The organism is Nonomuraea sp. MG754425, from assembly GCF_021699195.1.
Taxonomy (GTDB): Bacteria; Actinomycetota; Actinomycetes; order Streptosporangiales; family Streptosporangiaceae; genus Nonomuraea.
The window spans coordinates 34853-49636 of the sequence record NZ_SSXE01000129.1 but is presented as its reverse complement, the minus strand read 5'-3'; the positions used below and the strand labels follow the sequence as shown (position 1 = coordinate 49636).

Annotated in this window: 11 protein-coding genes and 3 pseudogenes; 9 read left to right on the top strand and 5 right to left on the bottom strand. The window is 69.2% G+C overall.

The window, feature by feature from the left end; genetic code table 11:
* Positions 1–973: SRPBCC family protein (locus tag FAF44_RS35570; RefSeq protein WP_237107736.1), on the bottom strand; the 973-nt coding region annotated here is incomplete at its 3' end.
* Between the two features lie 662 nt (positions 974–1635).
* On the opposite strand from FAF44_RS35570, the gene FAF44_RS35565 reads away from it, so the two are divergent.
* The 4 genes and pseudogenes from FAF44_RS35565 to FAF44_RS35550 all read left to right on the top strand — a co-directional run.
* Positions 1636–2217, top strand: a complete 582-nt coding sequence (locus FAF44_RS35565) for a hypothetical protein (protein ID WP_237107735.1) — start codon at positions 1636–1638, stop codon at positions 2215–2217.
* Positions 2218–2613: 396 nt separating this feature from the next.
* A pseudogene (locus FAF44_RS35560) lies at positions 2614–2883 on the top strand (transposase family protein); the annotation flags it as partial.
* Positions 2884–2909: 26 nt separating this feature from the next.
* Positions 2910–3095 carry a hypothetical protein gene (locus tag FAF44_RS35555; RefSeq protein WP_237107734.1) on the top strand — a complete coding sequence of 62 codons (186 nt, stop codon included), beginning with the start codon at positions 2910–2912 and terminating at the stop codon, positions 3093–3095.
* 22 nt (positions 3096–3117) lie between these two features.
* Positions 3118–3263 (top strand): annotated as a pseudogene (locus FAF44_RS35550) (IS5/IS1182 family transposase); the annotation flags it as partial.
* A gap of 319 nt (positions 3264–3582) precedes the next feature.
* On the opposite strand, the gene FAF44_RS35545 reads toward FAF44_RS35550, so the two are convergent.
* Complete coding sequence (locus FAF44_RS35545) at positions 3583–7422, bottom strand: helix-turn-helix domain-containing protein (RefSeq protein ID WP_237107733.1); 3840 nt, start codon at positions 7420–7422, stop codon at positions 3583–3585.
* A gap of 300 nt (positions 7423–7722) precedes the next feature.
* Between FAF44_RS35545 and FAF44_RS35540 the strand changes: the two genes are divergently transcribed.
* From FAF44_RS35540 to FAF44_RS35530, 3 genes are all read left to right on the top strand, one after another.
* Positions 7723–8019 (top strand): hypothetical protein, encoded by a 297-nt coding sequence (locus tag FAF44_RS35540; RefSeq protein ID WP_237107732.1) that lies wholly within the window; start codon positions 7723–7725, stop codon positions 8017–8019.
* A 635-nt stretch (positions 8020–8654) separates the two neighbouring features.
* A complete protein-coding gene (locus FAF44_RS35535) occupies positions 8655–9500 on the top strand; it encodes an alpha/beta fold hydrolase (RefSeq protein WP_237107731.1) in 846 nt (281 codons plus the stop codon).
* 300 nt (positions 9501–9800) lie between these two features.
* On the top strand, positions 9801–10091 hold the full coding sequence (locus FAF44_RS35530; protein WP_237107730.1) for a transposase: 291 nt from the start codon (positions 9801–9803) through the stop codon (positions 10089–10091).
* 344 nt (positions 10092–10435) lie between these two features.
* Here the strand turns inward: FAF44_RS35530 and FAF44_RS35525 are convergent, their stop codons facing one another.
* The gene (locus FAF44_RS35525) at positions 10436–10999 is read right to left on the bottom strand and encodes a TetR/AcrR family transcriptional regulator (RefSeq protein WP_237107729.1); all 564 of its coding nucleotides are present in this window, start codon (positions 10997–10999) and stop codon (positions 10436–10438) included.
* 123 nt (positions 11000–11122) lie between these two features.
* Between FAF44_RS35525 and FAF44_RS35520 the strand changes: the two genes are divergently transcribed.
* Both FAF44_RS35520 and FAF44_RS35515 read left to right on the top strand, forming a co-directional pair.
* Positions 11123–11986, top strand: a complete 864-nt coding sequence (locus FAF44_RS35520) for an SDR family NAD(P)-dependent oxidoreductase (RefSeq protein WP_237107728.1) — start codon at positions 11123–11125, stop codon at positions 11984–11986.
* Positions 11987–12010: 24 nt separating this feature from the next.
* Positions 12011–12574 (top strand): hypothetical protein, encoded by a 564-nt coding sequence (locus FAF44_RS35515; RefSeq protein WP_237107727.1) that lies wholly within the window; start codon positions 12011–12013, stop codon positions 12572–12574.
* Positions 12575–12582: 8 nt separating this feature from the next.
* Here FAF44_RS35515 and FAF44_RS35510 read toward each other — a convergent pair.
* Together FAF44_RS35510 and FAF44_RS35505 are read right to left on the bottom strand one after the other, a co-directional pair.
* A pseudogene (locus tag FAF44_RS35510) lies at positions 12583–13387 on the bottom strand (IS5 family transposase).
* A 418-nt stretch (positions 13388–13805) separates the two neighbouring features.
* Positions 13806–14588 carry a neutral zinc metallopeptidase gene (locus FAF44_RS35505; RefSeq protein ID WP_237107726.1) on the bottom strand — a complete coding sequence of 261 codons (783 nt, stop codon included), beginning with the start codon at positions 14586–14588 and terminating at the stop codon, positions 13806–13808.
* Between the last annotated feature and the right edge of the window lie 196 nt (positions 14589–14784).

The following is a 14784-nucleotide window of genomic DNA, read 5'->3' as shown; positions in this document are numbered from 1 at the left end:
CGTCGGGGGGCATGGGAGATCTCCTATGACTGTCGTGTGGTGACTCGACTCGACCGGGCTGCTCCAAAGGTGCAGGCGTCGAGGGCGCAAGCGACGGTGTCACCGGGACGCGTGGCTTGCTCGGCGCGCCGGGGCGTCTTCCCTGGTCGCCCTCGTCGTCGTGTTGGGCGTGGGCGTCGTGCAGCCAGATCGGCTGCCAGTCGGTGAGTTCGTGGTAGCGGCGCAGTTCGGCGGCACCACACAGCTCGCCTGCCCAAGCGGCGTACGGCGGCCGGGCGGGGTCGAAGCCGCTTCGCGACAGGGTCAGGTGGGTCCGGCCGCCTACGTCGGCCAGAGCCCAGGTGAACACTCCCGTGCCTTCCCACTCAACGGTGAGAACCCGTTCTCGGTCCAGGTTGAGGATCTTGCCACCGTGGCCATACCGACCGCCGACCCGTGGGTCGATCTCAACGGGAAAACCGAACCAGCGGCCCACCTGGTCAGCGTCAATCAGCGACTCGTACACGGCGGCGGGCGCTGCGTCGATGAGAATCTCGGCGCTCAGTTGAGCAGAGGTGTAGTCGCATCGGGGGGTGAGAGGACGGTTTTCGAGGTGGTCCACCAGATTCGCGACCGACAGCGCCCAGAAGGTCTGCAGCATGCCGAGGCTGCCCAGGTCGGTGAAGTCGAAGTCGGTCTGCAACACAGTGATGATCGTGGAGCCGGGCTGCTCTTCCCTCAAGGCGATCTCCACGCTGGTCTGCCGTTCCGCCAGGCGCCACGTGAAGCTCAGGCCGTGGTCGCTGGTCCGGATCGGCTGCTGGTGAGGGGCCTCGCCCTCTGGGGTGTGGCGTCCCCAGAAGGCGTAACTGCCCGGCAGGTCGGCCTTGGCATGTTCGGCCAGCCATGTGCGCATCTGAACAGGGTCGGTCAGTGCCTCGCGGATGCGTTCGGCAGGTGCGCCGACATGGGCGCTCATCGTCAAAGGGATCATGGTCTTCTCCTTCAGCCAGGGCAGCCGGCGGGTAACGGTGACGGCGCGTCCTCACGCCCCCGTCGTGGGTGAGCAACTCGACGAGCAACAGGTGCGGGCTGTCGAGCAGGTGGCGGTACTCGCCGCTCAAACGGGACGAGAGCCGGTACGAGCGGGCACCGGTCCGTGAGCAGGGCCTCCGCCCGCTCACGTCGATCTGGATATCGGACATCATGCATTGCAAAAGAGATCTTGTATGTAAAAATATTTTCTGTCAATGCTTGTCCAGAAGGTTCCGGCCGCGTGCTCCTCACCTGAGGTCGGGCTCGGGCCGGAGGGTCCCGGCCAAAGATCGCCTGGCCTCCACCGCCTCGCGCTGGACCGAGCGGATGCATCTCGTGGGTCATTGACGGCTGCGGCCCGCTCAAGGCCGGCGCAGAGATCAGCGAGTTGGCTCGATCACGCTGCAATGCGGCGATCAGGTTCCGCGACTTTCGAGTCGGGTTCGACAGTTGCCGACCGGCTTCCTGGCGGTCGAGTCCAGCCGAGCCCGTTCGATCGTGTCCACTTCGACTGGCCAGTCGGCGAGTGCAAAAGCTGTCATCTGCGATACTGCCAAAATCGAGCAGGCAGAACGCCCCGTCGAACCTGGGTCGGGTCGACATGCTCCCACCCTGCGCGCCTTGATCGCCGAGTTCGCCCCGTCCGGCAGCCACGCCCTGCTCGCCGAACTCGACGACGAACAGGGCACCGAGCGACTCACCGTCTGGTTCGCCCGCCAGTGGAACGGCCGCGCCGCCGCGACCTTCAACCGACACCGGGACGCCCTCCGTTCCGCGGTGACCTTCTGGATGGACCAGGGCTGGCTGAGCACCGACCCGACCCGCCGACTCCGGCGGCGAGGCCGCGCCCCTGATCGGACTCGCGCGCTGGCCGTCGCCAACATCGAGGCGCTGTTTCGATCTGGAGGCTCCGCTCCGGAAACCGCCGCGCGCGCCAGCGAGGTACTCGGCCTGGACGTCGAGCACCTGGACCGGCGCAACCGACGCGCCAGGGTCACCCGCAAGGGCAGCGCGGTCGACATCATCGTCTGGCAGACCCGCACTGCGCGCCTTCTACCGAAATTGCTCGCCGGCGCAGTAAGGGGCTGGTGTTCCTCACCGAGCGGCGCGCCCGCGTCGCCCTCGCCGCCGGCGACCTGGACCCGGTCACCGGTCGGGCCCGGCTGTCCTACCGGCGCGCTGAAGAGATCTTCAACAAGCTGACCAAACCGCTCGCGCACCCGGATCTCACCGACCTGGAAGACCTCGTCGCCGCGCCCGGGTGGACCCTGCACGACCTACGCCACTCCGCACTCATCACATTGTTGCCCTCAACAGCCGAACCTCTGCCTTGCGGCAGTTGGTCCTGCAAGCACCGGCACTGGTTGTCGCTCGAATGCTGGGCTACACCGACCAGCAGACCAGCCGCATCGCCACCGCCGCCGCGAGCCCTTGGAGCCGCTACGCCCCAGACAGCGATCACGCTGAGTAACAGCTATCAGCATCAGAAGCATCGAATAGGCGACACCTGATTACACGAGTCGCCAGTGATGGCGCCCCGTCAAGGAGTTCTCCGGCCACGAGTCGCGGCAGCATAGGACCGTGACGAGCGAGACGGCCTACGTCATCCTCGACGGCACCCTGATCGCCACCGATCGCTGCGCCGAGCAGACCATCAGCGTCAAGGGCGAGCCCATCGACGCCTGGTACTCCGGCAAGGCCCACCAGCACACCGGCAACCTGCAGGCCCTCTCGGCCCCCAACGGGCTTCCCCTGTGGATCGCCGAGGTCGAACCGGGCTCGGTCCACGATCTGACCGCCGCCCGCCTGCACGTGCTGGGCGCGCTGTACGCCGCAGCCTCAGCCGGCCTGCCCACCCTCGCCGACAGATCTTCGCGGCGTCCGGCCAGGTGAAGATGGTCAACGATCCGCAGCCCGGCGTCCGTTATCAGGGCTTCACCGAGGAATCCACCGTCCTCAACCGTACCGAGGGCACGATCCTGGTCTTCCCGGACCCGAACTGCCGGACCTGGGTCTTCATCCCGGTCTCACGGGGAGAGTCCGTTCACGGCCGATACGCCAGCTTCCGGGCACTGGACTGAAGGTCCGATCGAGCCCCCGCACCGCCGCAAGATCCGCCACACCATCCCCGAAAACCATGCGACCAACGTGCCAACCGGCGTCGGCGCGGTTCGGCCGGGGGATGGCCCAACGGCTTCGACGCCGAGTACTACCAAGCGCGCAACGTCGTCGAACGCGCGATCAACCGTGGCCACGCGATATGACTCGCCACCGCGGCCGGAAGCCCATGGAGCCGCTACGCCCCCGGCGACCACGAACAGTGACATCTCCCAGGCGATCAGGCAGGAACACGGATCACTCGATCATTGGCCTCTGCCAGTGTGCCGCCTCGTACTTGGCGCACAGTATCTGGGGTCCGGACGGCATGTTGGGCAGGTCAGGTGCGGCCGATCGAGCAGACCCACGCCACGCTCGTGGCGCTGTTTCACGGCCGGGTCAGGTGAAACGGCCACAACCGGGCCTGATGACATACAGCGCAGGTAGTCTCCCCACCAGGGCGGTTCCGGCTCAGGAGCCGGTCGGGCAGGGGGGCGCGAAGGCGAGCCCAGGGAAGTGCTCCTCCCACTCGGCCGGGGTGACGACGGGGTAGGCCAGGGCGCAGGCACGGGCGGCCACGCGCTCGGGGTCGGGATCCCACAGCCGCACCGTCCCGTCGGCGCTCGCCGTGGCCAGCGTGCGCCCGCTCGAGCCGAACGCTGCCGCGCGGATCGAGTCGCCGTGGCCGGTGAGCACGGCCAGGGGGCGCGGGGCCGCAGGGTCCGCGAGATCCCACAGCCGCACGGTCCGGTCGTCGCCGGTGGTGGCGAGGATGCCTCCCCGGCGGTCGAACGCGATCGCGCTGACCCCGGAGCGGTGCCCGGCCAGGGTGGCGAGCAGTTCCGGTGCGCCGGGAGGGGTGAGGTTCCACAGGCGTGCCGTCCGGTCGAAGCTCGCGCTGGCGAGCAGGCTCCCGTCCGGGCTGAAGCCGATCGCCTGGATGGTGCCCTGGTGTCCACGCAACGTGGCCGTCAGGGCCGGTCGGCGCGGATCGGAGACGTCCCACAACCGCACGGCGCCGTCGACTCCCGCGCTCGCCAGCCTCCGCCCGTCCGGGGCGAACGCTACGGAGTATAGAGAGCCGGCCCGGCCGTCGAACGCGGCGAGCGGTGCGGGCCGGCGCGGGTCGGTGAGGTCCCACAGCCGCACCGTGTTGTCGAATCCGGCGGCAGCCAGCGTTCGGCCGTCCGGGCTGAACGCGACCGTGCGGACCCGGGCAGTGTGTTCTGTGAGGGCGGGCAGCTCGACCGGTTCGGCCGGGTCCGAGACGTCCCACAGCCGTACCGTCTCGTCCTCGCCCGCCGCCGCCAGCACCGTGCCACCCCGGCCGAACGCCAGCGCGTACGTCGTGCCGGACGGGTTGGCGAGCACACCGCGCATGATGGGATGGTAGGGATCAGCGACCTCCCAAAGCCGCACCATGCGGCCGTCGCCGCCCGAGGCCAGCAGGCTCCCGCCGGGGAGGAAGGCCACGGCGCGCACCGGTCCCTCGTGACCGCGCGCGACAGGTTCGCCGGTCGCCCACAGCCGGACGGTGTGGTCCCAGCTCGCGCTGGCCAGGGTGCGCCCGTCGGGGCTGAACGCCACGGATCCGATGGTGTCGCTGTGTCCGGTCAGCACGGTGACCAGGCGGGGCCGGCCGGGATCGGCCACGTCCCACACTCTGATTTCGTGGTCCCAGCCGCCGGTGGCCACCGTCTGCCCGCCGGGGCCGAACGCGGCGGCGATGACCGGCCCGGAGTGGCCGGGCAGGGTGACGAGCCGGCGCGGTCGGCGCGGATCGGAGACGTCCCACAGCCCGCCCGTGCGGTCGTCGCTCCCGGTGGCGATCTTGGTGCCATCGGAGCTGAAGGTGACGGCCCAGATGTCCTCGCCGTGCCCGGCGAGAGTGCCGAGGAAGCGCGGGTGACGCCGGTCGGAGATGTCCCAAAGGCGTCCGGTGTCGTCGTCGCCCGTGGTCGCGAGGGTACGGTTGTCGGGGCTGAGTGCGAGGCCGCGTACGGCGCCGATGTGGCCGGTCAGCGTGGCGAGCGGGCCCGGGTTCCGGGGGTCGGAGAGGTCCCACAGCCGGGCGGTGCCGTCGTCGCCCGCAGTGGCCGCCACGGCGCCGTCGGCGGTCAGGGCCACCGACCAGGCCGCCCTCCTGTGGGCGGCGAACCCGGATACCAGGACCGGCCGCCGCGGGTCGCTCAAATCCCACACCTGTACGGAGCCGTCGAGCCCAGCGGTCGCGAGCCGGCGCGCGTCGGAACTCAGCGCGGCGGCCTCGACGTCGGCGCCGCCCGCGGCAAACTCCGACAGCAGGGCCGGTCGGCGGGTGTCGGTCACGTCCCAGAGGCGGACACCGTCGTCACCGGCCGCGACGAGCGTGCGACCGTCGCGGCTGAACAACGCCCGATTGATGTCCTTGCCCGCCGTCAGCCGCGCCGCGTACGGGGCGGTGAAGGCGGTGAGCAGTCCGCTGCGCGACTCGGGCGTGGCCGACAGCCGGTAGGCGGCAAGGCTGAGCTGCGCCGCCAGCGAGGGCGCCGCCTCGCGCAGGTCGGCGGCCTCGCCCGCGACCTTTTGCGACAGCGCGAGGTCACGCTGTTCAGTGGCCGTCGCCCGGGTGCGCACCGCGTAACCGGTGGCCGAACAGGCCAGCACCAGCAGGACAGCGAGCGTGACGGCCAGGTGTCGCAGGCGGCTGGCGCGGCGACGAGCCGCGGCCTCCTCCGCGTCGCGCAGCGCAATAGCGGCCTCGAGAAACTCCAGCTCCGGCGCGCTCAGCGCGGTGTCGGCGCCGACCGCCCAGTCCTGCGCCGCCTGCAGCAGAGTGCCGCGGTAAAGCAGGGACGGGTCGCACCCCTCGCGCTCCCACGTCTCAGCCGCCTCCAGGAGCCGACGGCGCAGCCGCAGGTCGGCGCGGCTGGCGAGGATCCACTCGCGCAGCGTCGGCCAGGCTCGCAGCAGCACCTCGTGCGCCGGCCACGTCGCCTCGGCGTCCAGGGTCAGCAGCCGGGCCCCGGCGAACGCCTCGACCACCGCGGCCGTAGCCACCGGCGGGAAGGGCGACTCGGGCAGGCGGCGCACGTCGACCGGGCGGCGGGTCTCGGTGTTGTCCGCACCCACGCACACCATCTGCAGGAACAGCCGGCGCGCGATCTCCTGGCCGTGCGGGTCAAGCCCGCCGTAGACGCGCTCGGCAGTGGTGGCGACGGCGCCGCCGATGCCGCCCGTCAGCTGGTAGTCCTTGACGGTCAGGGTGCCGCCGCGCCGGCGCTGCCAGGTGACGAGCAGCGCGTGGGACAGCAGCGGCAGAGCGCCAGGCTCAGGGCCTGGGCCGTGTTCGGGGGCGTCCGGTGACACGCCGAGGTCGCGCAGCAGCAGTTCCACAAGGCCCGGCTCCAGGGTCAGGCCAGCGGCGCGGGCGGGGCCGGTGATGACCTCGCGCAGCTCCGCGATGCTCATCGGGCCCAGCGGCACCTGCCCCTCGCGCAGGGCCTCCAACAGGGCGGGAAAACGGAGGCAGTGGCCGTAGAAGTCGGCGCGCACGCCGAGCACCACCAGCGCCGCAGGATGGCCGGTCGGGCCGGCGACGGCCAGGGCGTTCACTGCAGTCAGGAAGACCCGGCGCTCGGCCTCCTCGCCGCACAGCGTGAAAATCTCCTCAAGCTGGTCAACGACCAGCACCACACGGCGCCGGGCGGCGGGATCGCCACCGCGTGTCCCGCCGTTCACCGCCTCCGCTACCTGCCCGGCGAAGAGAGCGGGATCTTTCGCGAGGACGCCAGCCAGGTGTGCGGGGTCGAACCCGGTAAGCGCGCCGATCCTGGCCAGCAGCCCGGCGACCGGATGCTCGCCCGGTGTGAACGCGACGACCGGCCACGAGCGGGATCCGGGCGCCGGCAGCACCCCTCGGCGCAGGGCCGGCAGCAGTCCCGCCCGCAGCAAGGACGTCTTGCCCGCCCCCGATGGGCCCACCACGATCAGCGGTCCGCGCCCCGGCATCCGCTCGGTCAGTCGCCCCACCAGCACGCCCACCGTCCGGTCCCGGCCGAAGAACCAGCGGGAATCCTCAGGCTCGTAGGGCTGAAGACCTCGATAAGGGCAGCCCTCCCGCACTTCCGTGATCAACTCGGCCAGCTCGGTCAGCTCTCCATCGGTCTCCAGAACCGCATCGCACCGACGCGCGACCCCGACAGACAGCGCCTTCTCACCGGTCTCAACCTTGCTCAGATAGCCCTTGCTGTAGTGAGTCAGCCGGGACAACTCGTTCAGCGACAGCCCGCGCGCCGCCCGCAGCCGCCGCAACGCGGCACCGGGAGCCATCCCCGAACCACCGTCGCCCGTCGGAGCGGGCGGGCCATCCGCCATGCCCTCACGCACCCGCAAGACTTTACAGATGGTGATGGGTCGGACGCATTAAGTGGGCGAAGCTTGTGCTGGTACCTCCGGGTTTCCCTGCTCCCCGGGCCCACAGGGCGACGGGAAACCCCTTCTGCCCCTCCCACGGCCGACAGCACGATCAGGCCATGGACGCCGCCACACATCCCGGTGGCTCCCGAAACACGGCTCAAGGTCATCCGGACCGGAGTCCTCCACAGAACGGGAATCAACGTGCGTACTCAGATGAAGACGGCCGCTCTCGGTCTCGCCCTCGGTCTCGCCGCCCTCACTGGGCCGGCCGTCGCGCAGTCAACCGGTCTGCGGCCCACTGCCGCACTCATGGACGATCCGTGTGGCCACTACACCATGAGCGGAACGGAGTACTACCGCAACTGCAATAAGGACACGAGCGAAAAGATCTGGGTTACCTACCGGATCTCCGCCCACAACCAGCACTTTTGCGTCCCGGCGCGGGAAAAGGTAGAACTCGGCTACTACCTGAATGTCTACGGCGTCTATCACGACAGCTGGGGCTGCTGACGTTCAGTCCGCCCGGGCTGAACCAGCGCCAACGCTTGGTCCAAGCCCGGGCGGCCGACCTCGGCCTGACTCACCAGCCTTCAACACCAGCCAACGCGCCTGACGAGATCATCGTGCTCTGACCTGCGAGAGGAGGTGTCAAGCAGCTCGCGCAGCCTGCCGCCCAGCTCAGGGCGATTGAACGGGTAGAACCCGTGGAAAGTTGATGTGCTCGAACAGCAGAGGTGAGAGGTGGGCGCGGATCTCTGGCGTTCCTCCGCCGCCCAGGATGCCCGGTTCGCCGGGCGAACGGCTGCGCACCACCCCGGCATTCGGCATGCGCGTCCTCAGCGACCTGGGCCGGAGCGACACGTGGGACAGCACGAACGTCTCCTACCGGTGGGCGGCTCACGCCACGGGTGAACTGGACGGTCGAGTTCCACCACGCGATGTCGAACATCTTCCCACCGGCCGTGCACGCGAATCCGGTCTTGCCCGACACCTACCGGCCCGAGTTCTACCCGCTGCGCGGGCCCCCGACGGTGGTGGGGCGGCCCCTACCGTCGTCCGGGGGGAGCCTTCATGGTGTCCTCCGCCGGGCGCGGCCAGACTCAGCAGGAAAGTTGGCCAAGCGCCTGATCGACTGGAGGATCCCCATGCGTGTTCAGGTGAACGGCACGTCGCTGTACGTGGATGTCGAAGGCGCCGCCCTGGAGCCTGACGGCTACACGATGCGAGAGAAGCCAACTCTCCTGCTGCTGCACGGCGGCCCTGGTCACGATCACTCGATCTTCAAGCCTGCCTACGGTCAGCTCACCGACCTGGTTCAGGTCGTCTATGTCGACCAGCGTGGCAACGGCCGCAGCCAGAACTCCGACCCGGCCACCTGGAGCCTCGACCAGTGGGGCGACGACGTGCGCGCCCTGTGCGACACGCTCGGCATCGTCCAACCGATCGTCCTGGGCTGGTCCTGGGGCGGCGCCGTAGCCATGAGCTACGCCTCTCGCCACCCCGGCCACCCGGGCAAGCTGATCCTGCAGAGCACCGTCGCCCGCTGGGACCTGGACCGGATCGTCGAGGGCTTCCGCGCCGAGGCCGGCGACGAGGCCGCCACGGCCGCCAAGGCGTTCCTCACCGAGGGAACCCCGGAGACGTTCGCCGCCTTCGGGCAGCTCTGCGCACCCGCCTACAGCCCCGACCCGAACTTCCCCGCGGAATCCGACATCCAAGCCATGACCCGCATCATCGCGAACCCTGGGCTCACCATGAGCTTCATGTCCACCGCACGGTTCGACCTGACCGCGCGTCTGGCCTCCATCCGATGCCCGGCGCTCGTCGCGGCCGGTACCCGCGACCCCATCACCCCGCTGTCCGCGGCGCGGGAGATCGTGGACGGCCTGCCCGAGGCACGACTGGAGGTGTTCGAACGCTCGGGCCACTTCATCCCTGACACCGAGGGCGAACGGTTCTTCTCCCTGTTGCGCTCCTTCATCACCGGCTGACCCGGGACCATGATGAACCCGCTGGTCGGAGAGCGACGGCGCACCATCATCGACGCCGCCATCGGGGTGATCGCCGAGGAGGGAAGCGCCAGGATCGCACGCACTGGCGGTCGCCACCCCCTCAGTTGTGATCAAACGTGCGCGTCGGCCATGGACGGCGCCCACCGCGTCAGCATGGACCGGCGTCCGCTTCGGTCTCGACCCTCGTCCCAACGCGCCAGGCGACATCCACGCGTCTCAGGACGGCTCGCAAGCTGTCCGCCCGGATCCATCGGAGTCGTCTCCCCATAAGCCGAGGTGGTGTCCAAGCAGCTCAGCGGCCAGGAGACCGTGGTTGTCCGGCTACCCGCCAGCGGACGCGCCTCACCGGGATGCGCATGTCACGGCCGGAAACCGGCATCCCCATCGGATCTGGCCGATGCCGAGTGGTTGGCGCTGGAAGGCGAGGTGCGGGCGCTGATCACCGAGCTGGTCGCGGTCACGGGCCGGCCGATGGTGCATGACCTGCGCGCGGTGCTGGACGCGACCGGCTACGTGACCCGGTACGGGATCGAGTGGCGGGCCCTGCCGGTCAGGCCTCCCACCGTATGAGGCGTGCATGCGTTCTTCCTGCGGTGCTCGCGGTGTGGACTGCCCGAACGGCTGACCGGGAGGTTGCACGGCCGGCTGCGGATCCTGGACGGACGGGCGGAGCTGCTGACCGGCAGGGGCCTTGACCCCCAGACGGTCCGGGCGCCGCTTGAGCGACCCGCCGCCGCTGCTGGTCTTGTCCAGCCCGACCGGCGCGGCAAGGTGCTGCGGGTCCTGGCCCCTCAGCCCTGGCGGTCCGAGGTCGGCCGCGACTGGCCAGTCGCGGCGGACGGCGAGCGGGGGCATCCAGGGATTTCGTCCGCTGCTGCCTGGGCAACCCGCGCGAGGACGGCTGAGCCGTCGGTTCACCGGGGGCGCGCGCCGTCCAAGAAGATCGAGGTGAGCGCGGAGGCTGCCGGTTCCGCGCCGAGGTGGTGGTGCAGGCCCTGGCTCAGCACTCCCTCAAGCAGTGCGGTGTAGAGGCCGAGCAGGGTCTCGGTGCCGAGGTCGGCGCGTAGGGACCCGTCGGCGGCGCCGCGCCGGAACAGCATCGCGAGTGGTTCGCCGAGCTGGTCGGCGAACTCCGGTGGCATGTCCGCCTTGCGGGCGGTGTGCGCGAGCGCCTGGTACTTGCCTGCCGCGCCGAGCACCGCGCGGGTGACCCTGGCGATGCCGTCGGGGACCGAGGCCGATTCGAGCCTGGCCGCCACGAGCCGGTCGACCAATTCGGTCAGGGCGGCTTCGGTCAGCGCGTGCAGGAGCTTGTCTCGGTTGGGGAAGTAGCGGTACAGCGTGGTGCGGCCGACACCGGCGGCGGCGGCGACGTCGGCCATGCTCGCTGTGTCGCCCCGTTCGGCGAGCACGATGGCCGCTGCGTCGAGGATCGCCGCCGCGACGTGGTCGCGCAGGATCGGGCTTCTTGTCATCATCACCGCAATCCTAGCTGCCGTGTCCCTTCATGGAACATCGATGTACCGTTGCGGTACTAGCATGTTCGCCACGGAGCTTGCCGCACGGCGGGTGCCTGGAAAATGCCGACGGAAAGAGAAGACATGATCGACAAAGAGGCGCCGGTGTGCCTGGTCACCGGTGCGAGCAGCGGTATCGGGCGAGTGATCGCCGTGGAGATGGCCAAGGCGGGGTTCCGGGTCGTGGTCACCGGCCGCCACCCGGAAAGGACCGCCGAGACCGCCCGGCTGGCCGGGGGCGCGGAGAGCGTGGTGGCGGACCTGGCGGACCTGGCGGAGGTGCGCGATCTCGCCGACCACATGACCCGCAACCACACCCGGCTGGACGTGCTCGTCAACAACGCCGCCATGATCCGCAGCGGCCGGGCGGTCAGCCGGGACGGCTACGAGCTGACCTGGGCGGTCAACTACCTGGCCCCGTTCCTGCTGACCAACCGGTTGCTCGATCTACTCAAGGCGGGCGCGCCGGCGCGGATCGTCAACGTGACCTCCGCCGTGCAGGGATTCGGCAAGCTCGACTTCGACGACCTGCAGTTCGAGCGCCGCGATTACGCCCCGATGGGCGCGTACGCCCAGTCGAAGCTGGCCCTGGTGATGTTCAGCTTCGAGCTGGCCAAGCGACTCGAAGGCGCCGGAGTCACGGCCAACGCCATCCACCCGGGCGGGGCGCGCACCAGCCTGGGCAGAGACATCGACCCCAGCGACCTGGGCCTGCTGTCCAAGCTGATCGACCCGCTGATAAAGGTGCTCACCCCTGCCACGGAGCGGACGGCCAAGGCCCCGCTGTACCTGGCGACAGGGCCCACCGGCGTCACCGGTGAGTACTTCGGCGGTTACCTGTACAACCCGCTGCCGCCCCGCCCGAGGCGCGCCAACCGGCTGGCGAAGGACCTCGCCGCCCGCGAGCGGCTGTGGAATCTCTCGCTCAAGATGACCGGCCTCGGCTGATCGCCCCACCGATCGGAGACGACTGTGACCGCGATACCGCTGCCCATCCGCCGCGACGAGGTGTGCCGCTTCCGCCCTGACCCGGAATTCACCCGGCTCCGCGCGCAGGAGCCCGTCCTCCGGGTCGATCTGCCCAGCGGCGACTCAGCCTACCTGATCAGCAGGTACGAGGACGTCAGGCAGGTGTTCGGGGACAAGGACGGGTTCGGCGTGGGGGATGTCCCGGTGGACATCCTGCGCGACACCGCTGACGAAACCCGTCCGCACATCCCCGGCAACCTGCTCGGCTACGACCCGCCGGAGCGCACCGGGCTGCGGCGGCTGCTGACCGGCCAGTTCACCATGCGCCGGATGGAGTGGCTGAAGCCGCGCGTGACGGAGATCCTGCACAACCGGCTGGACGCCATGGAAGCCGCCGGAGTCCCGGCCGACCTGCTTGCCGAGTTCGCGCTGCCGGCGCCGTCCCTGGTGATCTGGGAACTGCTCCGCGTCCCATATGAGGACAGGCGGAATTCCAGGCGGGGGCGAACGTGCTCACCGACCTGGCCTGCTCGATGCAGGAGGTCGAGACCGCCACCGCCGCCTTAGACGTCGTCTCATTTGGTGAGTCGGCGGTAGCAAATGAGTGCTGCGGCGATGGCGACGAAGGAAATGAAGTGGTCGGCTCGGCGTTCGTAGCGGCGGTGTGAGCGGCGACAGCCGGCCAGCCAGGAGACCGTCCGTTCGGCTACCCAGCGGTGCCGGCCCAGGCGTTGGCTGGATTCGATCCCACGGCGGGCGATGCGCGGGATGATGCCGCGCCCGCGCAGGAAGGTCCGCAGGCGTGGGTAGTCGTAGCCTTTGTCACCGTGCAGCTTGCCCGGTCGGCGACGGCGCGGGCCGCCGCGGGACCGGATCGGCGCACTGCTGCGCACCAGCGGCTCCAGCCCCAGGCGGTCATGGGTGTTGGCCGCGCTGATCCCGACAGAGATCGGCAGACCGGTCCGCTCGGTGATGAGACGGATCTTCGACCCATTCTTGCCGCGATCGACAGGATTCGGACCTGTCAGATCCCCCTTTGACGGCCGGCACGCTGACGGAGTCGATCGCGCATCGCGACCAGTCCAGTTGCCCCCGCGAGCCGAGCTCATCGAGCAGGATGCGATACAGCTTGGCCTACACCCGGGCGCCGCTCCACCCGGCGAAGCGACGGCGCACCGTTTGCCAGGAGACACCGAAGATCGGCGAGAGCTGCCGCCAGGTGCACCCCGTGGTGGCCACGAACACGATCGCCGCCAAGATCAAGCGGTCATCGGCCCGCCGCCGGCCACCGCCCTGCGGTCGTATCGGTGACGGTGGCAACACTCGCTGAAACAGCTCCCACAGCTTGTCAGGAACCAGCCGATCCACGAACGCATCCATGATCAATCCAACGGTCGATCACCAAACAAGACACGGTGTAATGGCTGTCCTGCCAGTCCCGACCCCGGGAACGTGCCTGACAAAGTATCTGCGGTTGTCAGGCACGTCCTTCACCCCCTGAGGGGCCGATAGGCATCCGCGTCACTCGACCTGATCTTTGCCTCGGTCACCGCCTCGGCAATGCGTGGCGATCGCCCAGCGCGTTGCGCAGGCTGCTCGCGGGAACCTCTGGCCTGGCCGGGTCACGATGTGGCATCACGCGCCCCGGCACCAGGCCGGGCCTGGGTGCTCGTTTCCGTCTTGTGCGCCTTCGCTTCTGCGGCCGTCATGCAGGCGAAGCAGACCGAGGCGGGCATCGATGTCCCGGTCTCCGTGAAGGATGGTGCACCAGTGAGCAGGTAAGACCAGGCGCGTGGTGCTACGCCACCTTGGCCGAGGCGGCCGTCCAGGTGTTGCACGAGGCAGGGTCGGCGGTGGCGAAGCCTCGCTTGAGCCAGGAGACGATGCTCGACGTCTTGCCCCAGCGGCGATCCTTCGCAGAGGTGTCACCGCTGGGCAACGTCAGAAAATAGCTCCAGTCCTTGCCAGTACGCCCGGTCAGTGGCCAGACGCTTTTGATGAACGCGGCGGCCAGGCAATCCCGTTGCAAGCTGTAGCGCCGTTGCTGCTCTCGGAGCTCGGACTTATTGCGGTACTGCACCACGCTGTAGGCGTCCGCGATGCCGATGAGGTGTTGGACGTGATAGCTGTACATGTAGCCGACCTGATACAGCATCCAGAGGTCTGTGGGGTCTTCCAAGTATTCCTTGCCGACTTCGAATGTCAGCGTGCCGGTTTTTTCGCAGTAGTAGGCCTCTGAGTCGTCCTTCTGGTCGAAGGTGGCTCCGCAGTACTTCTTCGGTATTTTGTCTACCTGCCGCACCTTGACCGGGCGGTAGGGCAGGTTCGCGCTGGTGAGGTGTTGTTCCCAGGTCGTTTCCAGGCAAGCGAGCATCGCGTTGATGTAGGCGCGTCCGAGCTGGCGATTGTTGCGTTTGACCGGGGGTTCTTCACAGGTCGTCGTCGGGAGGACCCCGGCGTCGTAAAGGGGATTGGCGATCAGCTTGGGATGTTTCACCGGATACGCGGTTGCTGCGGCGGCCGTTCCGGCTAAGGGGGCCATGAGCACGCATGCCAGTACGGCGATCTTGACGATTTTCATGATTCCCGACCATAAGGGGAGGCGGCGGGTCACGCAATTGCGGAGCAGCGGGCCGTCTCCCGCGCTGGCTCGCCGGAAAGGTGAGCGACGCCTTCGCGGGCGGGCACCACCCCGCGCGAGACGACGGACACCACGTTCGGCGCCCCCGCGGGGCGGCGGCAACTCTGACGGCCCGCACCGGTCCGGCACCTGGTCC

Excerpts from the sequence above, each read along its gene's own strand:
- FAF44_RS35540 (WP_237107732.1), top strand. The coding sequence starts at position 7,723 with ATGAAGACGGCCGCTCTCGGTCTCGCCCTCGGTCTCGCCGCCCTCACT.
- FAF44_RS35505 (WP_237107726.1), bottom strand. The coding sequence starts at position 14,588 with ATGAAAATCGTCAAGATCGCCGTACTGGCATGCGTGCTCATGGCCCCC.
- FAF44_RS35555 (WP_237107734.1), top strand. The coding sequence starts at position 2,910 with ATGGTCAACGATCCGCAGCCCGGCGTCCGTTATCAGGGCTTCACCGAG.
- FAF44_RS35525 (WP_237107729.1), bottom strand. The coding sequence starts at position 10,999 with ATGATGACAAGAAGCCCGATCCTGCGCGACCACGTCGCGGCGGCGATC.
- FAF44_RS35520 (WP_237107728.1), top strand. The coding sequence starts at position 11,123 with ATGATCGACAAAGAGGCGCCGGTGTGCCTGGTCACCGGTGCGAGCAGC.
- FAF44_RS35535 (WP_237107731.1), top strand. The coding sequence starts at position 8,655 with ATGCGTGTTCAGGTGAACGGCACGTCGCTGTACGTGGATGTCGAAGGC.
- FAF44_RS35545 (WP_237107733.1), bottom strand. The coding sequence starts at position 7,422 with ATGGCTCCCGGTGCCGCGTTGCGGCGGCTGCGGGCGGCGCGCGGGCTG.